Genomic DNA, 19,992 nt, shown 5'->3' with positions numbered 1-19,992 from the left:
ACGCACCCATGCCCACGCGCGATCTCTCTGATTTCAGGGAAGACGCGCGCTTTGCGTGGTGTGTGACCGGTTCCGGTCATCAGCTCGAAGAATCGATTGCGCTCGCGCTGCAATTGCCGCGCGTCGACCTGTTTCTGTCGGCGGCTGCCGAAGAGGTGTTGCCGCTGTACGGTTGGCCGATCGAGCGTCTGCGCGATAAATTCCGCGTACTGCGCGATAACAGCGCGAGCGGCGTGCCGGTCGGCATGCTCTATAACGGCATCTATCACACCGTCGTGATCGCGCCCGCGACCAGCAATACGGTCGCCAAATGCGCATTCGGCATCTCCGACACGCTGCCGACCAACATGTACGCGCAAGCCGGCAAGCAGTGCATTCCGGGCATCGTCTTTGCATGCGACACCGAGCCGACCGTGATCACGGCGAGCCCCAAAGAATGGGTCGAACTGCGTCCACGGTCGATCGAACTCGACAACGTAGAACGCCTGTCGCGCTTCGAATATACGACGCTCGTGCGCTCGCTCGACGAACTCAGGGCGGCGCTCGATCAACGTCTGTCGGCACTCGATCTTGCATGGACCACATCCTCTTCCTGACCGGGCGGCTCGCCGAACCGAGCCTTCTGCGCGTGCTCGACGGCATGGCGCCGACGCCATTCAGCTGGGAAGTCCGCGAAATCGGCCTGCAGGTAGCCGCGTTGATGACAGCCGAGATGATCCTGCGCCGCGTGCCGGCGCCGTTGAACGCGCAACGCGTGATCGTGCCGGGCCGTTGCCGCGGCGAACTCGAACAGCTTTCCGCGCACTACGGCGTGCCGTTCGAACGCGGTCCCGATGAGGTGAAGGATCTGCCGCAATATTTCGGACGCAAGGTGAAGCGGTTCGATCTGAGCCGCTACGAGACGGAGATTTTTGCTGAGATAGTCGATGCACCAAGGCTCGATCTCGACGGCATCGCGCAACGGGCGCGCGATTACGCCGCGCAGGGCGCCGATGTAATCGACCTCGGCTGTCTGCCGGAAACGCCGTTTCCGCATCTCGAAGACGCGGTGCGGCGGCTGAAGGCCGAAGGTTATCGCGTGAGCGTCGATTCGATGCGCAGCGACGAACTTGTGCGGGGCGGCCGCGCGGGCGCCGACTATCTGATGAGCCTGAGCCTCGACACGCTATGGATCGCGGACGAAGTGCCGTCCACGCCGATCGTCGTCGCACGCGAGCCGGCCGACCCCGCTTCGCTCGACACCGCGATCGAACAGCTCGCTGCGCGCGGCCGCACGTTTCTCGCCGATCCGATTCTCGATCCGATCCCATTCGGGCTGGCAGCGTCGATCGCGCGCTATGTGCGGTTGCGCGAGCGCTATCCCGATCTGGCGATCATGATGGGAATCGGCAACGTCACCGAGTTGACCGAGGCCGACACCAGCGGTATCAACGCGGTGCTGCTGGGCATGGCCGCCGAGTTGCGGATTGCAGCGGTGCTGACCACGTCGGTGAGCCTGCATGCACGGCGCGCGCTGCGCGAGGCCGACGTCGCGCGTCGCGTGATGCATGCTGCGCGCGAAGCCCAGGTGCTACCCAAAGGCATCAGCGGCGATCTCGCAACGGTCCACGCGAAGCGCCCGTTTCCGTACAGTCCCGATGAAATCGACGAATTTGCGCGCGGCGTGCGCGATCCGAATTTCCGCGTGCAGATCAGCACGGACGGCATCCACGTCTACAACCGCGACGGTCACCGGCGCGCGGACGATCCGTTCGCGCTCTTTCCGCAACTCAATCTCGACGCCGACGGCGCGCACGCTTTTTATATGGGCGTGCAACTTGCGCGCGCGGAAATCGCGTGGCGGCTCGGCAAGCGCTTCGATCAGGATCAGCCGCTCGATTGGGGCTGCGCAATCGATCGGCCCGAAGAAAACCTGTCTGCCTGGTGCGCGCCCGGCGAGACGCTGAAAAAGCGCTGACGCGGGTCGACGGGCTCGCACGCGGCGCGTCGTCAGCCGAGCGCCGCGCCTTCGATTTCGACGACGGTGTCCAGTTCCGCGCGCAGCCTCGCGACCGCCTGCTTGCGATCGGCCGCGCCGAACACCGCCGAACCCGCGACGAATACATCGGCGCCCGCTTCGGCGATCCGCGCGATATTCGCCGCATTCACGCCTCCATCGACTTCGATCAGCAGCGTCCGGCCGGTGCGCTGCATCGTCGTATCGACCCGCCCGCGCAACAGTCGCAGCTTGTCCAACGTTTGACCGATGAAGGCCTGACCGCCGAAGCCCGGATTGACCGACATCAGCACGACCAGGTCGAGCATCTCGATGACGTGATCGAGCACCGCGAGCGGCGTCGAAGGATTCAGTGCGAGCCCGGCGCGCAAACCGTGCGAGCGGATCAACTCGATCGTACGATGCACATGCAGCGACGCCTCAGGATGAAAGCTGACCGAATTCGCCCCGGCCTCGGCGAATGCGGCGACCAGCGGATCGACCGGCATCGTCATCAGATGCACGTCGAACGGCATCGTCGAATACGGCCGGATCGCCGAGCACACCAGCGGGCCGACCGTGAGGTTAGGCACGTAGTGGTGATCCATCACGTCGAAGTGCAGCCAGTCGGCGCCGGCCGCGCTCACGTCGCGGACTTCGTCGGCGAGACGGGCGAAATCCGCCGACAGCAGCGACGGCGCAATCAGAAATTCGCGCATCACGTTCTCCTTCGTGGCGGCTCAGTGGTAGCGGTGCGCCATCGCGTCGAGCGGCAGCGGCTTGATGCGGGCCGCCTGGCCCGCGCAGCCGAACGCCTCGAAACGCTCGACGCAGATCGTGCTCGCGGCGGCCGTCGCGGCTTTCAACGCAGCGCGCGGATCGAACTCGGAGCGCGCGTTCGCCAGCGACTTGCGCATCGCGCCGCTCATCGCGAGCCGGATGTCCGTGTCGATATTGACCTTGCGCACGCCGTGTGCAATGCCTCGGCGGATTTCATCGACCGGCACGCCGTAGGTGGTCGGAATCTCGCCGCCGTATTCGCGGATCACCGCGAGCCATTCCTGCGGCACCGACGACGAACCGTGCATCACAAGATGCGCATTCGGCACCCGCCGATGGATATCGACGATGCGGTCGATTGCCAGAATGTCGCCGGTCGGCTCACGGCTGAACTTGTACGCGCCGTGCGATGTGCCGATCGCGATGGCGAGTGCATCGACGCCGGTCGCGTCGACGAAGCGCAGCGCTTCGTCAGGGTCCGTGAGCAGATCGTCGCGCGCGAGCTTGCCCTGCGCGCCGACACCGTCCTCTTCGCCGGCCGTGCCCGTTTCGAGCGAGCCCAGACAGCCGAGTTCGCCCTCGACCGACACGCCCACCGCATGCGCGGCCTCGACCACGCGGCGGCTCACGTCGACGTTGTAGTCGTAGGCGGCAGGCGTTTTCTGATCCGGCAGCAATGAGCCGTCCATCATCACGGACGTGAAACCCGAGCGAATCGCCTGCTGACAGACGGCGGGACTCGCGCCGTGATCCTGATGCAGCACGAGCGGAATGTCGGGATGCGCTTCGAGCGCAGCCAGCACCAGATGACGCAGATACGGCTCACCCGCATACTTGCGCGCGCCCGCCGACGCCTGAAGAATCACGGGGCTGCCGGTCGCTTCGGCGGCCTGCATGATCGCGTGAATCTGCTCCATGTTGTTGACGTTGAACGCCGGCACGCCGTAGTCGTGTTCGGCTGCGTGGTCCAGCAACTGCCGCAGGGTGATGAAGGCCATGACTGACTCCTCGAAATGAAAATCTGTTTCGGCGTGCAGCGCCCGTCGATCCGGTCGCGGCCGTAGCGTTGATGGCGGCGAACACGGCGCGCGTTGACAAGACATTTACCGCGCTATCCGCGAATTACGCGCGCGAACGCCGGTCGATCAGTTGAAGAATCATCGGCGTGAAAATCAGCTGCATCGCGAGCCCCATCTTGCCGCCCGGCACGACGATCACATTCGGGCGCGACATGAACGAGTCGTGCAGCATCGTCAGCAGATACTGGAAGTCGATACCCTTCGGCCGTGCGAAACGGATCACGACGAAACTCTCGTCGGGCTGCGGAATCTCGCGGGCGGTGAACGGATTGGACGTGTCTACGGTCGGCACCCGCTGGAAATTCACGTGCGTGCGCGAGAACTGCGGGCAGATGTAGTTCACGTAGTCGGGCATGCGCCGCAGAATCGTGTCGACCACCGCTTCGTGCGAATAGCCGCGCATGTTCTGATCGCGGTGCAGCTTCTGAATCCATTCGAGATTGATGATCGGCACCACGCCGATCAGCAGATCCGCATGCTGCGCAATGTCCACCTTGTCGGTCACGGCCGCGCCATGCAGTCCTTCGTAGAACATCAGGTCGGTGCCGGGCGCGACCTCTTCCCACGGTGTGAAGGTGCCGCCGTCCTGCTTGTAGTGCTGCGACTCGGCAGCGTCGTGTACGTAGTGCCGCAATTGACCGGTGCCGCTTTCGGCGTAACGCGTGAACAGCGTTTCGAGTTCATCGAGCAGATTCGCCTCCGGTCCGAAGTGGCTGAAATTCGGCGCGCCTTCGCGTTCGTGCTCCTTCATCGCCGCGCGCATGCCGTTGCGGTCGTAGCGATGAAACGCATCGCCTTCGACGATCTGCGCGTTGATGTGCTCGCGCCTGAAAATATGAGTGAAGCTTTTCATCACGGTGGTGGTGCCCGCGCCGCTAGAGCCCGTCACCGCGATGATCGGATGTTTGACTGACATGCGCTGTCTCCCGGGTCGTGTCCGTCGTTATATGCGTATCGGTTTGGCCTTACGCGGCGAAATCGGGCAGGAACAGCGAGCGCGGGCTAAACAGCGGCGACGAGAACGGCTTGTCCTCGCCACGATCGTATTCGCCGTGATAGCGCGCGATGCGCTCGACTTCGTTCTTCGAGCCGAGAATCACCGGCACCCGCCCATGCAACGCATGCGGACGCACATCGAGAATGCGCTCGCGCCCGGTGATCGACAGGCCGCCCGCCTGTTCGACCAGAAAGCTCATCGGGTTCGCTTCGTACAGAAGGCGCAGGCGCCCTTCCATCGCCGGGGTTTTCGAATCGCGCGGATACATGAACACGCCGCCGCGCATCAGGATGCGATGCACTTCGGCGACCATCGACGCGATCCAGCGCATATTGAAGTCGCGCGCGCGACAACCGCTACGGCCGTCCTTGCATTCCTGAACGTAACGGCGCACGGGCGGCTCCCAGAAGCGTTCGTTCGACGCATTGATCGCGAACTCGACCGTGTCCTCGGGAATGCAGATGTTCGAATGCGTGAGCACGAAGTTGCCGATGTCGCGCTCCAGCGTGAAGCCATGCGTGCCGTTGCCGACCGACAGCACGAGCATCGTCGACGGTCCATACACCGCGTAGCCGGCCGCGACCTGCTCGCTGCCCGGCCGCAGAAAATTCGCTTCCCGTACGTCAGCCGTCGTATCGCGGGCGGCGCCGCTTACGCGCATCACCGAGAAAATCGAACCCACCACGCCATTGATGTCGATATTCGACGAACCGTCGAGCGGGTCGAACGCGAGCAGATAGTCGCCGCGCGGATAGCCCGGCGGAATCGCATACACGTCCGCCATTTCCTCGGACACCATCGCCGCGAGCAGGCCGTCCCACTCGCATTGCTGCACGAAGATTTCGTTGGTCGCGACGTCGAGCTTCTTCTGCTCCTCGCCATGCGTATTGACGGTTTGTGCCAACCCGTAATGGCCGCCCAGGGAGCCCTTAGTCAGCATCGCGGAAATCGACTTGATTGCGGCCGCTACGTCGATCAGTAACGCGGATAGCCCCGCTGTTTCCGCGCAACCCTCGGGCGACGGCTGACGGTCGAGTGTGTCGATCAGGAACTTCGAGAGTGTCGTGCGTCCGTCCTGCATGGCGTGTCTCCTCAAGGTGAATTGATTCAGATTGCGGGCGCCGCATGCAAGCACGATGCCGGGCCGCCGGGCGGTGGCTCGTCGAACACGCGGCTCGCACGCACGTCGGCGGCGTCGATCAGCGTGAGCGCGGCGGCATCGATCGGTGCGGCACCGCGCAACGCAGCCACGAACAAACGATTCGCCTGACGCAGCCGCGCTCGATCGAGCGCGTTGCGCACCGAGCGCGCATTGGCGAAATTCGGCTGACGGATACGCCGCGCCAGGTACTCGGCAAACGCATGCCGCGCAGTCGCGTCGAAGCGGTAGTGCAGCGTGCCGAGCATTTTCTCGGCGATGTCGAGCAGTTCCGTTTCAGCGTAGTCGGGAAAGGTGATGTGATGCGCGATGCGCGAACGAAAACCGGGATTGCTCTCGAAGAAAACGTCCATTCGCGACGCGTAGCCGGCCAGAATCACCACCAGATCGTCGCGCTGGTTCTCCATGGTCTGCAGCAGGATTTCGATCGCTTCCTGCCCGTAATCGCGCTCGTTTTCCGGGCGATACAGGTAGTACGCTTCGTCGATGAATAGCACGCCGCCCATCGCACGCTTCAACACGTCGCGCGTTTTCGGCGCCGTATGACCGATGTATTGTCCGACCAGATCGTCGCGCGTTACCGACACAAGATGATTGCGGCGGATATAGCCAAGCCGGTGCAGCACCTCGGCCATGCGCAGCGCGACGGTCGTTTTGCCGGTGCCGGGGTTGCCCGAGAAGCACATGTGCAGCGTCGGCGCGCCGCCGGCGAGGCCCAGCGAATCGCGGGCGCGCTCGACAAGCAGATGGGCGGCCACTTCGCGAATGCGTGTCTTGACCGGCGCGAGTCCGATCAGGTCGCGATCGAGTTCGGCCAGCACGTCGCCGATGCCGGAATCGCGATAAAGCGCCGCGAGGTCGACCTGCGGCATCGGGGCCGCTGTCTTTGTCGCTTCATTTACCGCTGCATTTACCGCTCCATTCGTCATTGCACTCGTCGGTACGATCGGCTCCGCTACGACAGCGTCGTCTCTCATGATTCCTCCTCGCTGCGGTCTGCCGCGTTGCGCGTCAGCGCACCGGCTCGTAGCGCTCGCCCGCCGGGCGCTCGCTCGCATAACTCGACAGGCTGTAGCGCTGTACACGCCCTTGCGCGTCCTGTCGCGTGAGACGGAAGCCCGGCTCCGCATCTGGCCGGTTCACGATAAACGACAGCCGCATCGTCTCGAAGGTGCGCACCGAGTCGAATGCGTTGACCTTGATGTAGTGCTGCGGGCGCGCTGCGCGGCATGCCCGGACTTCCTGCAGGACGCCGGCCGCGTCGTGCAGGTCGAACATCGGCAGGCCCCACATTTCCCAATACGTATTGCGCGGATGCGGGTCGTCGGTGAATTCGACCGAACACGCCCAGCCCTGGCGCAGCGCGTAATCGATCTGCAAGCCGATTTCCTCGTCGGTCAGGTCGGGCAGGAAAGAGAACGTTCCTTGTGTAATGCGCATGACTAACCTCGTTGAGTGATAGCGATCGGCGGTCTGCGATCCGTAACAGGTGGCTCAGGCCGCCGTCGGCGTGGCGGCGAAATCCGGCGTATCGGTCGATGCATAGTTGAAGGTCACGTCGCGCCACGTATCGAGCGCCTGCTTGAGCGGCGTGCACCAGCGCGACGCGGCTTCGAGCACGTCCGGGCCTTCGTGCAGAATGTCGCGGCCTTCGTTGCGCGCCTTCACCATCGCTTCGAGCGCGACGCGGTTGGCGACCGCGCCCGCCTGAATGCCGGCAGGATGGCCGATCGTGCCGCCGCCGAACTGCAGGATCGCGTCGTCGCCGAACAGATCGAGCAACTGATGCATCTGTCCCGCGTGGATGCCGCCCGAAGCGACCGGCATCACCTTGCGCAAGCTCGCCCACGGCTGGTCGAAGAACAGTCCGCGCGACAGGTCCACCGCGTTGTGCGCTTCGCGGCACACGTTGTAATAACCCTGCACCGTCATCGGATCGCCTTCGAGCTTGCCGACCGCCGTGCCCGCATGCGCGTGATCGACGCCGGCCATGCGCAGCCACTTCGCGATCACGCGAAACGAGATGCCATGATTGCGTTGCCGCGTATAGGTGCCGTGTCCGGCTCGATGCAGATGCAGGATCATGTCGTTCCTGCGGGCCCAGCGCGACATCGACTGGATCGCGGTCCAGCCGATCACGAGATCGATCATCACGATGCACGAGCCGAGTTCTTTCGCGAATTCGGCGCGCTCGTACATGTCTTCCATCGTGCCGGCCGTGACGTTCAGATAGTGCCCCTTGAGCTCGCCGGTTTCGGCCTGCGCGCGGTTCACCGCATCCATCGCGAACAGATAGCGGTCGCGCCAGTGCATGAACGGCTGCGAATTGATGTTCTCGTCGTCCTTCAGGAAATCGAGTCCGCCGCGCAAACCTTCGTAGACCACCCGCCCGTAGTTCTTGCCCGACAGGCCCAGCTTCGGCTTGACCGTCGCGCCGAGCAGCGGCCGCCCATACTTGTCGAGCCGCTCGCGCTCCACAACGATGCCGGTCGGCGGTCCCTGAAAGGTCTTCAGGTAAGCCACCGGTATGCGCATGTCTTCGAGACGCAGCGCCTTCAACGGCTTGAAACCGAACACGTTGCCAATGATCGACGCGGTCAGGTTCGCGACCGAGCCTTCCTCGAACAGATCGAGGTCGTAGGCAATGTAAGCGAAGAACTGCGGCTCGTCGGAACGCGAAGCCGGCACCGGGTCGACGCGATACGCTTTCGCTCGATACATGTCGCAGGCAGTCAGACGGTCGGTCCATACGACCGTCCACGTCGCCGTCGACGATTCTCCCGCCACGGCTGCCGCCGCTTCCTCGGGATCGACGCCAGGCTGCGGCGTGATGCGAAACAGCGCGATGATGTCGGTCTCCTTCGGTTCGTAATCCGGTTGCCAGTAACCCATCTCGCGATATTTCATGACACCTGCCGCGTACCGTTCGCGCGGCGTGCGCGGCGTGGGCACACTGCGGTCGGGCTCGATTACCGGTTGACTGAAATCGTTCATGACGTGTCCTTGAATGTGGCAAGCGCGTGGCCGGAAGAACGAAGCGCTTGAGTTGCACTGTAGGCACGCTCGTCGCTATTGAAAATTCACGATTTTATTTGGCAGACTTAACCGATCCATTATCGATTGCATATCGCGAAGCGGATTTTCAGCAGCGCACGGAAATCCGGCGCAGAATATCCGACGAGGCGATACGAACCAGGCGTGACAACGTTGCGGGCGTTCCGCAGCGCGATGGAACACTTTGCTTCGTTTTCGCCACACCGCGCGGCATGCCATGTTGAATGGCTCGCGCAGGTGTCGCGCTGGCGCAATTCGGCGGATGCTGTATTGATCGGCTGCAGTTGCGCTGGCTCACCCGTGCGTTGCAACCGACAGGCATGGAGCTTGCGTCATGCCGGTTGCCGTCAAGGCCGGGCCTGTCGTTCGGCTTGCGGCGCAACGCTGTTTCAACTCATGGAGGAAGCACGTATGCAATGGACCACTCCGAGCTATGTCGATGTGCGTCTCGGTTTTGAAATCGTGATGTATGTCGCTACGCGTTAAGCCCGCTAGAAGGGCCGCGCGTTGCGGCCCATTTCGCGGTTGGTTGATCTTTTCAGTACGTTAATCGGCCGGCCTGTCGGCGCTGTCAGGACACACGTTCCCATCCATGATCCACGAAACGATTGTCACCACGGCAGCGTGCGATGGCCGTCCTCATATCGCCCCCATGGGGGCGCGTTTCGAGGATGATCGCATCATCCTCGCACCGTTCCGTCCGTCCACGACGCTCGACAATATCGTCGCGTCGCGTGCGGCGGTCCTGAATTTCACCACCGACGTGCGCGTGTTCGCGGGTTGCGTGACGCACTACGCGACCGACTGGCCCACGGTCGCCGCGAGCCACGTGGCAAGCGTGCGTCTCGCGCAATCGCTCGCGCACGCCGAACTCGAACTCGATCAATTCCAGGACGACGCCGAACGTCCGGTGCTGCGCATGAAATGCGTCCATCGCGAAAATCACGCGCCGTTCGGCGGTTTCAACCGCGCGCAGGCTGCCGTAATCGAAGGCGCGATTCTCGTCAGCCGGCTCTTCATGCTGCCGGCCGACAAGGTCGATCGCGAGATGGCCTATCTGCAGATCGCAATCGACAAAACCGCCGGCGAGCACGAACGCGTTGCATGGGACTGGCTCGTTGCCGCAGTCGCGCGGCATCGCGCGGAGCAGTCCTCATCCGATGGTCATGCCGCTACAGCCGCCGTCCATCACTAGCCTTTTCGGAGATCCCCGATGACCGCATTGCTTGCGAGCGTCCGCTCGGACGACGAGGCATTCGACGCCGCTCGCGCGGGCGCCGAACTGATCGACCTGAAAGAGCCGAACGAGGGCGCGCTCGGCGGCCTCGCGATCGGTGACATCGCGCACATCGCGCGGCAGTTGCGCGCGCGCTATCCGGTCAAGCCGATCAGCGCAACGATTGGCGACCTGCCCGCCGATGCATTCGACGAGATCGCGTCGCGTGTGATCGAAGTCAGCGACGCGGGTGTCGACTACGTGAAAGTCGGCGTGGCGCGCGGTCCGTCGGCGCGGCGTTGCATCGAGCAGCTGGCGAACCTGCCTGCCGCCGTCGTGCCGGTGCTGCTCTGCGACGGCGGCATGGACGACGAACTCGTCACGCATACCGCTGCGCTTGGCTTCATCGGCGTGATGTTCGATACGGCCGGCAAGGACGGCAGCACGCTGTTCGATCACGCCGACGTCGACACGCTGGCCCGCTGGCTGCGGCTGACCCGTGCGCGCGGCGCGATGGTCGGCATCGCCGGTGCGCTTGGCTGGGCACAACTGGAACAGATTCGCACGCTCGCGCCCGATATCGCCGGATTTCGCACCGCGTTGTGCGCCGACGGGCGCCGCTCGCGACTCGATCCGCAGCGCGTCGCGCAATGGGCAAGCGCGTTGCATGAGCCCAGCGTAGGATCGAGGACCGGTGGCAGCGCCATCCCGTTGCAGGACGGCGCGGACGCATTGCGCCGTCATTAGGCACACACGCGGCAAACACGCGGCAAAATACGACGCCGCGTCAATCCAATCCGGGCTGTGTTAACGCATCACGTGACCGGACTGTTGAGCAGCCGGTCGCGCATCAACGCGACGCTGTTCTTGTCCAGCAGTTCGACCACGTAGTTCGCGTCTTTCACGTAATCGACAAAACGACAGTCGACCACCCCCGCAGCGGCCAGTGTTTCGAGCCGATCGTCGGCGGCGATCGGACAGGATTTCACGACGATCAGACGCTCCGCGTTGAGCATCGTCGAGAGCCACGCAGCGAGGCTGTCGGAGGTCGTGTCCCAGTTACTCATCGCGTCGGGCGTATCGCGCATCAGCGCAGTCGGTACCCACACCGCTACATGGCCGTCCCGCAACGTGCGGCGTATCTTCGCCTCGCTCGACGCGAGCACGAGCTCCGGCACGACGCCCTGCATCAGCAGCGCGTATTGGGTCATTGCCAGCAGACACATGTTGTGCGCGGCGAGGTCGTCGAAACGCCATTCGCTTTGATATTGCCGCACCTTGTCCGCGAAATCGCCGCCGCCCGGCACGATGACCACCCGCCCTCCTCCAACTTCACCCAGTTCGGTGAGCCAGTGGCGCAGCGTCGACTCGTGACTGAGACTGCCTCCGATCTTGACCACCCACATGACGGTTATCCTCGCTTCGAGTTGTATGCCGTGTGCCAGTGTGTTCCATTACCGCACGCGTCGGCGCGTCGCCCGGTCGTTGCGGCTGCGCCCGGTGATAACGCGTGGCGCGCACCTGTCGATAAACGACCCGGCGCACCGCCGTTTTCAATCGCCGCGTCACCTCATGTGTCACCTCATGCCTCACCTCATGCCCCGCTCGACGCGATGCGCTGCGCGCCCAACGCAAGCAACCCCACCGCGACGCTCGGCGCGCAGGTCGCAGCCCACCCGGAACACTCGCCGGACGCGTCCGCCAGCGCGCCGAAGTCGAGATAGCCGCGTGCCTCGTCACGCGCGAGCGCGGCGGCCAGAAAACGCCCACAGCCGGCGCCGACGAGCGGCGCGGCGGCCAGTTCCGGGCGGCCCGCGACGACCCGCGCGAGATTCATGCCGATCTCCCGCAATTGCAGCGCGCGCCAGCGCTGCGCAAAGCAGCGCCATTCGGTCGCGCTCGCTTCGTGCGCGTCGCGGCCGATCATCCTCGCGAGCCGCGCGCAACTGGCCGCTTCGGTTTTCGGCCCCTGATCGGCGCTTGGATGCGCGTCGAAGAGCGGATCGAGTTCGCCGGTCAGGCGGTAAACATCCGCACTGGTCGCGAACCATTCGTTCATCACGTTGACCGTGACACCGGCGAACTCGATCCGATGTGCGATGCCGCACAACGGCGTGCGCACGACGCCGTGATAGACGAGTTCGCCGCTCGCGAGACGGCCCGCGTCGGTCGCGGCTCGCGCGACCACGCGGTGGTCGACGATCGGAACGAGGTCGGTCGTCGTGCTGCCGATATCGACGAGCACCGCATTCGGCACGCGCGTGGCGACCCAGCGCGCGGTGGCGAGCCAGTTCGCGGAGGCGACCGAGCGCCAGTCGGCGGCGCAGTCCTCGGCGGCCAGCCAGCCAGCGTCGCCCGCGTAAAACGCAAGACGGGCGTCGAGCCACGCGTCGGACTGCGCATCGAGACAGCCAGCCAGCGTCGCCACGATCGCGCGCACGCCTGCGGCGCGATCGGCGAACAGATCGACCATTTCGCCGGTCATCGTCACTGCGTGACGCGCGTGCGTATCGCGCGCCTGCGGCCAGCGTTCGATGACGCACCCGATGGTGCGCTCGAGATGATCGAGCCCCTGCCACAGCGGACATGCCCATTGCGCGACATCGAGCACGGTGCCGCCCTGATCAACCATCGACACCTTCACATGCGCGCCGCCGACGTCCCAGCCGAACACGCGCGCACCGGTTGCATGCGGCGCGCTCAAGACTGCGCTCCGAGCGTCGGCTGAGGCGGTTTCACGAGCGTCATCCTCGCAGGCGGAGTGATCTGCACGCCATGCGCCGTCAGTAGCGCGCGCGCAAGCTGGCCGCCGCGTGCGGCCGCGAGGGCGGCGTACGCGACCGTCACGCGTGGATTCACCTCGATCACCACCGGGCCACGCTGCGGATGCCACACTACGTCGATACCGACGAAACCGCGCAAACCAGGCAACGCCAGCGCGATCCGCAGCGCGAGTGCACTAAGCGTGCGCCCCTGGTCGCTAAAGCGGTCGATCTGATCGACCAGCACACCGTCGAATTCGACGATATGCGGCTCTTGCGACGTCTCATCTGCGTGACTCAAGCCGATCTGCTGACGATTGATGCTGATCACTTCGGCATGCCGTTCGCGGCACAGCAGCGACAGGCTCAACGGCTCGCCGTCGACCCATTCCTGCAGCACCGGATTGCGCGCCGCGGCCGCGCGCGTTTCGTATTCGACACATGCATCGGCGAGATGATCGAACACGAAGGTGTCGAGGCCGCCCGCGCCGTCGTCGGGCTTGACGACCCAGCGGCGGCCAGCGGTTTCGTCGGCCTGATCTGCCCCGCCAGGTTCCAGCGCGGGCGTCGTCGCAATGCCGCTCGCGGCAAGACACGCGGCCGTCGCGCTCTTGCTCGACGCGACGCGGATCGCTTCCTTGGCGCAACCGAGCCAGCGCGCCGCGCCGACCGCGTCGTACAGCCGCAGCAATAGCCCGTCGCACTCCGGCGCGATGATCCACGCGTAATCGTGGGCGCGCGCCTCACGCGCGACGAAGGCCGTCATCGATTCGCCGGGCGTGGCCCTACAATGACGCTGCCCAGGCTCGGGCGTTTCGAAGCGCGATGTCGCGAACGTCACCTCTACGCCGTCCAGTTTGCGCAGATCGGCCAGCAGCGCATCGCGCATCACGCGGCCTTCGACGATCAGCGCGCTCAGGTCGGCAAGCTTGCCTTCGCCCGCGAGCGCAGGATCGATGCCGCCGCCGGTGAGATACTCGTAGACAAAGATCTTGGTCAAAGGAACGCGCCCCCATGCAGGTGATACCGGTTCTCGATCTGCTCGACGGCCACGTGGTGCGCGCGGTGCGCGGCGAGCGAACGGCCTATCGGCCCATCCAGTCGCGTCTCGCCGCGGGCAGCGAACCGCTTGTCATCGCTCGCGCGCTGCTCGCCGCCAGCGGCGCGCGCACGCTCTACATCGCCGACCTCGGCGCGATCCTGCAGCGCGGCGCGCATGTGCAGGCGCTCGCCGCGTTGCGTACCGCGCTGCCGGGCGTCGACATCTGGCTCGACGCCGGCTACACGGATTACACGTCGATGCGCGCGCTGTTCGACCACATCGACACTCTCATCCCTGGCGACGCCCATCCCGCTCGTCCCTCGCTTGCGCGACTCGTGCCGGTCTTCGGCTCCGAATCGCTCCGTGATATTCACGCCCTTCAGACTGCACAAGCCGCCGGACTCGCGCCGATCCTGTCGCTCGATCATCGCGGTGGCGCGCTGCTGGCCGCCGCATCGCTCGACAACGGTTCGGCGTGGTGGCCCTCGCGCGTCATCGTGATGACGCTCGATCAGGTCGGCAGCTACGCAGGTCCCGATCTCGCCAGCGTCGGGCGCATCCGCGACAGCGCACCTGCGCACACCACGGTGATCGGCGCGGGCGGTATCCGTCATCGTGCGGATCTCGATACTGCGGCCAACACCGGCGCAAGCGCGTGGCTCGTCGCGTCCGCGTTGCACGATGTGCAGATGGACATCACGCCCACCGCGTCGCGCTAGCACTGCCATACAATTTCCATGCCATTCGGCGCGCGTGCCGTATAGGCAAATGAAAGACAGGCGGGCCACATCCACCGATGCCTGCGCGTGACACTCTGCTCCAGTCGCGAATACAACCTGTCCGACGTTTCAACACCGGCCGGGTCCTTGCAGCGCGCAGGAATCGTCACGCAGCAATCCCGATTCCGCTGAAAACAAAGCAGCACGACCGTTCAGGCGATGCCGCGTGCGCGCGGACGTAACCGGCGATTTAAATCGGCATGGAGCTTGCTAAAAATGCGCCATGCCCCTTTCGTCCAACGATCCGTCCACGTCCCGCACCAGCGCATCGAGCGCGTCGAGCGCACGCGCGCCGGTAGATAAGCGCGACTGGATCTGTCCGTTCTGCCCTCTGCTGTGCGATGACGTCGTCGTCGAATCGCGCGACGACGGCATGCTCGACGCTCCCGATACCGAATGCCCTCGTCTGTCGGCTGGACTCGCGCAGTACGGCGCGCATGACGCAAAGAGCGAAGCCTTCGTCGACGGCCAGGCAAGCGCGTTCGACACCGCGTTGACACACGCCGCGACACTGCTCGCGAACGCACGCCGTCCGCTTTTTGGCGGACTCGCCACCGACGTCGCCGGCACTCGTGCGCTATATCCGCTTGCCGCGGCATGCGGCGCGATGCTCGATCATCTGCATGGCGACGCGTTGGGCGCGGCGACGCTCGCGCTGCAGGATCGCGGTGCGTTCTTCACCACGCTCTCCGAAATACGCTCGCGCGCGGACCTGCTGGTGTTCTTCGGATGCCAGCCGTCGCAGCGCTATCCGCGCTTTTTCACGCGGATATTGGCGGGCACGGAATTCGAGCGCGAACTGATCTTCGTCGGCAGCGGCGTCGATCCGGCAAGCGCGGGTTTTGCACAGTGCCGCACGGGGTCGCTGCTGCCGCAAGCCGATCCATTCGACGTGCTCGCGATGTGGTCCGCCGTCGCCGAAGGCCGCGCCGCCGATGCGCTGCATCGCGACGGCGACACCGTCGCCGGACAGATGGCCGCGACGCTTGAGACGCTGCACGCGCGCATTGCCGCCGCGCGCTACACAGTGCTCGTCTACGAACCCGCCGCGTTGCCCGGCCCGCACGAGGCGCTGCTGATCGAAGCGCTGAACCGGATTGTCAAGACGATCAATCGCACGACACGCGCAGCCTGTCTCGCACTCGGCGGCGACGATGGTGCGTCGACGGTCAATCAGGCGCTGACCTGGCTCTCCGGCATGCCGCTGCGCACGCGCGTGTCGAAACCTGCGCGGATTGCAGGCAGCGCGCCGCTCGATCACGATCCGTATCGCTATCGCACGCACAGGCTGCTGGCCGCCCGCGAAACCGACGCGTTGCTATGGATCGCCAGTTTCGCGCCGCAACCGTGGCCGGCGGCCCTCGACCCCGGCCTTGCGCTGATCGTGCTCGGCCATCCGGCTCTCGCCGACGCCGCGCGAACGCGCGGCGCAAATACCGTGTTTGTGCCGGTGGCGACGCCGGGCATCGACAGCGGCGGTCATCTGTTTCGCGTCGACGGTACGGTGGTGATGCGGCTGGTTGCCGCGCGCGGCGAAGGACAGCACGAGACATTGCAAACTGTCGCGTCGATCGCCTCACGGCTGACCACGCTCGTCAACCAGCAAATCGCTGCCGTTTGCGCTGCGCAGGAATGCCCATGAGCGTCGTCCGGCTAAAAGGGGGCACCGTCTACGACCCGGCCAACAACGTGAACGGCGAGCGTCGCGACATCGCGTTTCGCGATGGACGTATCGTCGAGTTGCCTGCCCATGCGCCCGCCGATCGCGAATACGACGCCACCGGCATGATTGTGATGGCGGGCGGCATCGATATGCATTCGCACATCGGCGGCGGCAAGACCAACCTGTCGCGGCTGCTGCTGCCCGAGGATCATCGCGACGATACCGCGCGTGAGTCCGCCTCTGAATCCGCGCAGGACGCCGCAGGCCGTTACTTGCGCCTGCCGTCGTGCGGCGTCTGCACGCCGGGCACGCTCGCGACCGGCTACCGCTACGCCGAAATGGGCTACACGGCCGCGTTCGAACCGGCGATGATGCCGTCCAACGCACGCCACACGCACCTGGAAATGGGCGACACGCCGATCATCGATCACGGCGCCTACGTCATGCTTGGCAATGACGAACTGTTCCTGCAGATGCTCGCCGCGCGCGACGATTTCGCGCGGCTGCGCGACTACATCGGCTGGACGATTCATGCGAGCAAGGCGCTCGGCGTCAAAGTGGTGAATCCGGGCGGCATTTCGGCATTCAAGTTCAACCAGCGCTCGCTCGATGTCGACGAAGCCCATGCGCACTACGGCGTCACGCCGCGCGACGTGCTGCATACGCTCACGCGTGCGCTCACCGAATTGCGTGTGCCGCATCCGCTGCATGTGCATGCGAGCAATCTCGGCGTGCCCGGCAATATCGATTCGACGATTGCGACGATGGATGCCGCCGGCGGCCTGCCGATCCATCTCACGCATATCCAGTTTCACAGCTACGGTGTCGAAGGCCCGCACAAGTTTTCGTCGGGCGCGCAGCGTATTGCCGAAGCGGTCAACGCGCGGCCGAACGTGTCGATCGATGTCGGCCAGATCATTTTTGGACAGACCGTCACCGCATCGGGTGACACGATGATGCAGTTCCGCAACACACCGCTCGCGCGGCCGCACAAATGGGTGCTGGGCGACATCGAATGCGATGCGGGTTGCGGCGTGGTGCCGTTCCGCTATCGCGAACAGAGCTATGTGAACGCGCTGCAATGGATCATCGGGCTGGAGATTTTCCTGCTCGTCGACGACCCGTGGCGCGTCGCGATGACCACCGATCATCCGAACGGCGGCCCGTTCACGAGCTACCCGCATCTGATCCGCCTGCTGATGGACAAGACGTTTCGCGATGAGCAACTCGCGAAGCTCCATCCCGACGCGCCGGTGGCGAGCGCGTTGCCGGACCTCAAGCGCGAGTTCTCGCTGTACGACATCGCGATCATCACGCGCGCGGGGCCGGCGCGGCTGCTCGGGCTGCGCGATCGCGGACACCTCGGCGCGGGCGCGGCGGCGGACATCGCCGTCTACCGCGACGACGCCGATCGCGAGCGGATGTTCACGTCGCCCGCTTATGTGTTCAAGGACGGCGAACTGGTCGCGCGCGATGGCATGCTGGTCGCCGCGCCGACGGGCGGCATTCATTTCGTCGCGCCCGAATTCGACCGCAGCATCGAAAAGACGCTGCGCGCGTACAGCGAGACGAAACTCGCCACGCGCTTCGACCACGCGGCGATCAGCGACGACGAAGTCTGCGATTGCTGTCGCGGCGGCCGTCTGTTGCCGGTCGCGTGTCTCGCCTGATCGCCGCCCACGATGAACGCTCCGCCCACGCTCGAAATCAACGGCACCGCGATCGACGCCACCTTCGCCGAGGCTTTTCCGATGAAGGCGACGCGGCTCGTGATCACCGCGCACACACAAAGCTGGGCGATGAACGCGGCAAACTCGCTGACGGGCTTCGCGACGTCGGTGATCGGCTGCGGCTGCGAGGCCGGCGTCGAGCGACTGCTGGGCGACGACGAAACGCCCGATGGCCGGCCGGGGGTCGCCGTGCTGCTATTCGCGGTGTCGTCGAAGGAACTGGCGAAGCAGATCGGACGGCGCGTCGGGCAATGTGTGCTGACGTGCCCGACGACCGCCGTGTTCGGCGGCATCGATCCGGCAACAAGCCGCGCGCCGCTGTCCGACCGCGCGCCGCTCGGCAGCGGGCTGCGTTTTTTCGGCGACGGCTGGCAGATCTCGAAGATGATCGGCCCGACGCGTTACTGGCGCGTGCCGGTGATGGACGGCGAGTTCGTCTGCGAGGACACGGCGGCGACCGTCAAGGCAGTCGGCGGCGGCAACCTGTTGTTTCTCGCGCGCGACACCGATGCCGCGCTCGCCGCCGCCGAAGCCGCCGTCGCCGTGATGCGCCGGCTGCCGAACGTAGTCATGCCGTTTCCAGGCGGCATCGTGCGGTCGGGTTCGAAGGTCGGCTCGCGTTATGCAGGAGCAAGCGCGTCGACGAACGATGCGTTCTGTCCCAGCCTGCTCGGCCTCGCGGCACGCAGCGAACTCTCCGCGCAAGTGGGCTGCGTGCTGGAGATTGTGATCGACGGACTGACCGACACCGACGTGGGCGCCGCGATGACCGCCGGCATCGAGGCCGCAACGGCGCTCGGCGGCACGCGCGGCGTGCTGCGGATTTCGGCGGGCAACTATGGCGGCAAACTCGGGCCCTATCACTTCCATCTGCACGAACTGGCGGCCGGTCTCGACAGGGGACGGGCATGAGCACGACGACGTTGCGCGTGACGAGCGCACCCGGCTTTCGCGTCGACGCCGGTGCACTGCGGCCTTCGACGCTCGCGGGCATGAGCGTGGCCGACATCGAGCGTCTGGTGTTGCCGGGCGGCAACGAGCAATGCGCGATCGGCGACGTGTTTCACGTGACCCGTGCAGCGACAGACGGCCCCGACGACGGCGCCGCGCTCGTGATCGACGGCGCGGGGCCGTGGCTCGACCGGCTCGGCGCGCAGATGGACGGTGGCCGTCTCGACGTGAGCGGCCCCGTGGGCGACCACTGTGGTTTCAGAATGACAGCCGGCATGCTGACGATTCACGGCAACGCCGGCCACTTCACCGGCTGCGAAATGCGCGGCGGACGGCTGACGATCCGTGGCGACAGCGGCGATTTCGTCGCAGGCGCGTTGCCCGGCGACATGGAAGGGATGACGGGCGGCACGCTGACGATCTGCGGCAACGCGGGTGCGCGTCTCGCCGACCGCATGCGGCGCGGCCTCGTGCTGGTCGGCGGCGACGCGGGCGAATTTGCAGTATCGCGGCTCGTTGCCGGGACCGTCGGCGTGGCCGGTCGGCTAGGCCCGCATTATGCCTATGCAATGAGACGCGGCACGCTGCTGCTCGCGCAACGCCCCGCCGATCTACCGCCAACGTTCAGCGGCGGCGGCCAGGGATTCGACGTATTCTGGTCATTGCTCGTGCGCAGTTTTGCCGATGAAATCGCACCGTTTTCACACTGGCGTACCGCACCATTGCCGCTGCGTTTGACAGGCGATCTCGCGGTGGACGGCCGCGGAGAAATCCTGATCGTGGCATGAGGTGACGGCGTCCGATG

20 protein-coding genes are annotated in these 19,992 nt (G+C 65.2%); 10 read left to right on the top strand and 10 right to left on the bottom strand.

Translation table 11 applies throughout. From position 1 onward, the window contains the following. Positions 1-8 precede the first annotated feature (8 nt). Together ABH945_RS27545 and ABH945_RS27540 are read left to right on the top strand one after the other, a co-directional pair. On the top strand, positions 9-596 hold the full coding sequence (locus tag ABH945_RS27545; protein WP_171910387.1) for a flavoprotein: 588 nt from the start codon (positions 9-11) through the stop codon (positions 594-596). Continuing rightward, positions 575-1,957 (top strand): DUF6513 domain-containing protein, encoded by a 1,383-nt coding sequence (locus ABH945_RS27540; protein ID WP_429252659.1) that lies wholly within the window; start codon positions 575-577, stop codon positions 1,955-1,957. The genes ABH945_RS27545 and ABH945_RS27540 overlap by 22 nt, the downstream gene beginning before the upstream one ends. A gap of 32 nt (positions 1,958-1,989) precedes the next feature. On the opposite strand, the gene rpe is transcribed toward ABH945_RS27540, so the two are convergent. From rpe to ABH945_RS27505, 7 genes are all read right to left on the bottom strand, one after another. Further along, the gene (gene rpe, locus ABH945_RS27535) at positions 1,990-2,694 is read right to left on the bottom strand and encodes a ribulose-phosphate 3-epimerase (RefSeq protein ID WP_074771331.1); all 705 of its coding nucleotides are present in this window, start codon (positions 2,692-2,694) and stop codon (positions 1,990-1,992) included. 21 nt (positions 2,695-2,715) lie between these two features. Next, positions 2,716-3,753: a class II fructose-bisphosphate aldolase gene (gene fba, locus ABH945_RS27530; RefSeq protein ID WP_429252658.1), complete on the bottom strand. Its 1,038-nt coding sequence runs from the start codon at positions 3,751-3,753 to the stop codon at positions 2,716-2,718. Positions 3,754-3,877: 124 nt separating this feature from the next. Then, positions 3,878-4,750 carry a phosphoribulokinase gene (locus tag ABH945_RS27525; protein ID WP_074771329.1) on the bottom strand — a complete coding sequence of 291 codons (873 nt, stop codon included), beginning with the start codon at positions 4,748-4,750 and terminating at the stop codon, positions 3,878-3,880. 49 nt (positions 4,751-4,799) lie between these two features. Beyond that, positions 4,800-5,912: a class 1 fructose-bisphosphatase gene (locus ABH945_RS27520; RefSeq protein ID WP_429252657.1), complete on the bottom strand. Its 1,113-nt coding sequence runs from the start codon at positions 5,910-5,912 to the stop codon at positions 4,800-4,802. 26 nt (positions 5,913-5,938) lie between these two features. Next, positions 5,939-6,919, bottom strand: a complete 981-nt coding sequence (gene cbbX / locus ABH945_RS27515; RefSeq protein WP_429252978.1) for a CbbX protein — start codon at positions 6,917-6,919, stop codon at positions 5,939-5,941. Positions 6,920-7,001: 82 nt separating this feature from the next. After that, positions 7,002-7,430, bottom strand: coding sequence for a ribulose bisphosphate carboxylase small subunit (locus ABH945_RS27510; RefSeq protein ID WP_074771326.1), 429 nt, complete (start codon positions 7,428-7,430; stop codon positions 7,002-7,004). A gap of 54 nt (positions 7,431-7,484) precedes the next feature. Beyond that, on the bottom strand, positions 7,485-8,984 hold the full coding sequence (locus tag ABH945_RS27505) for a form I ribulose bisphosphate carboxylase large subunit (protein ID WP_074771325.1): 1,500 nt from the start codon (positions 8,982-8,984) through the stop codon (positions 7,485-7,487). A gap of 234 nt (positions 8,985-9,218) precedes the next feature. Here ABH945_RS27505 and pqqA point away from each other — a divergent pair, with 234 nt between their 5' ends. From pqqA to ABH945_RS27490, 3 genes are all read left to right on the top strand, one after another. Beyond that, positions 9,219-9,530: a pyrroloquinoline quinone precursor peptide PqqA gene (gene pqqA, locus ABH945_RS27500; RefSeq protein WP_366487155.1), complete on the top strand. Its 312-nt coding sequence runs from the start codon at positions 9,219-9,221 to the stop codon at positions 9,528-9,530. 106 nt (positions 9,531-9,636) lie between these two features. Then, positions 9,637-10,239 carry a DUF447 domain-containing protein gene (locus tag ABH945_RS27495; protein ID WP_429252656.1) on the top strand — a complete coding sequence of 201 codons (603 nt, stop codon included), beginning with the start codon at positions 9,637-9,639 and terminating at the stop codon, positions 10,237-10,239. An 18-nt stretch (positions 10,240-10,257) separates the two neighbouring features. Next, a complete protein-coding gene (locus ABH945_RS27490; protein ID WP_074771322.1) occupies positions 10,258-11,007 on the top strand; it encodes a (5-formylfuran-3-yl)methyl phosphate synthase in 750 nt (249 codons plus the stop codon). Positions 11,008-11,075: 68 nt separating this feature from the next. On the opposite strand, the gene ABH945_RS27485 is transcribed toward ABH945_RS27490, so the two are convergent. The 3 genes from ABH945_RS27485 to ABH945_RS27475 form a co-directional block, all read right to left on the bottom strand. Beyond that, the gene (locus ABH945_RS27485; RefSeq protein WP_074771321.1) at positions 11,076-11,666 is read right to left on the bottom strand and encodes an aspartate kinase; all 591 of its coding nucleotides are present in this window, start codon (positions 11,664-11,666) and stop codon (positions 11,076-11,078) included. A 188-nt stretch (positions 11,667-11,854) separates the two neighbouring features. After that, positions 11,855-12,964, bottom strand: coding sequence for a hydantoinase/oxoprolinase family protein (locus ABH945_RS27480; RefSeq protein WP_429252655.1), 1,110 nt, complete (start codon positions 12,962-12,964; stop codon positions 11,855-11,857). Beyond that, the gene (locus ABH945_RS27475; protein ID WP_429252654.1) at positions 12,961-14,022 is read right to left on the bottom strand and encodes an ATP-grasp domain-containing protein; all 1,062 of its coding nucleotides are present in this window, start codon (positions 14,020-14,022) and stop codon (positions 12,961-12,963) included. The genes ABH945_RS27480 and ABH945_RS27475 overlap by 4 nt, the downstream gene beginning before the upstream one ends. Positions 14,023-14,036: 14 nt before the next feature. On the opposite strand from ABH945_RS27475, the gene ABH945_RS27470 reads away from it, so the two are divergent. The 5 genes from ABH945_RS27470 (at position 14,037) to ABH945_RS27450 (ending at position 19,975) form a co-directional block, all read left to right on the top strand. Continuing rightward, positions 14,037-14,783 (top strand): HisA/HisF-related TIM barrel protein, encoded by a 747-nt coding sequence (locus ABH945_RS27470; protein ID WP_429252653.1) that lies wholly within the window; start codon positions 14,037-14,039, stop codon positions 14,781-14,783. A gap of 283 nt (positions 14,784-15,066) precedes the next feature. Further along, a complete protein-coding gene (locus tag ABH945_RS27465; RefSeq protein ID WP_429252652.1) occupies positions 15,067-16,485 on the top strand; it encodes a formylmethanofuran dehydrogenase in 1,419 nt (472 codons plus the stop codon). Continuing rightward, complete coding sequence (locus ABH945_RS27460; protein WP_429252651.1) at positions 16,482-18,176, top strand: formylmethanofuran dehydrogenase subunit A; 1,695 nt, start codon at positions 16,482-16,484, stop codon at positions 18,174-18,176. Before ABH945_RS27465 ends, ABH945_RS27460 begins: the two co-directional genes overlap by 4 nt. Before the next feature lie 12 nt (positions 18,177-18,188). Next, positions 18,189-19,148 carry a formylmethanofuran--tetrahydromethanopterin N-formyltransferase gene (gene fhcD / locus ABH945_RS27455; protein WP_429252650.1) on the top strand — a complete coding sequence of 320 codons (960 nt, stop codon included), beginning with the start codon at positions 18,189-18,191 and terminating at the stop codon, positions 19,146-19,148. Next, a complete protein-coding gene (locus ABH945_RS27450; RefSeq protein WP_429252649.1) occupies positions 19,145-19,975 on the top strand; it encodes a formylmethanofuran dehydrogenase subunit C in 831 nt (276 codons plus the stop codon). The genes fhcD and ABH945_RS27450 overlap by 4 nt, the downstream gene beginning before the upstream one ends. Positions 19,976-19,992: the final 17 nt, after the last annotated feature.

Origin of the sequence: Paraburkholderia sp. GAS333 (assembly GCF_050435665.1) — a bacterium.
Classification (GTDB): Bacteria; Pseudomonadota; Gammaproteobacteria; order Burkholderiales; family Burkholderiaceae; genus Paraburkholderia; species Paraburkholderia fungorum_A.
Note: the sequence above shows the minus strand (reverse complement) of the source record. Positions and strands in the feature narration are given on the sequence as shown.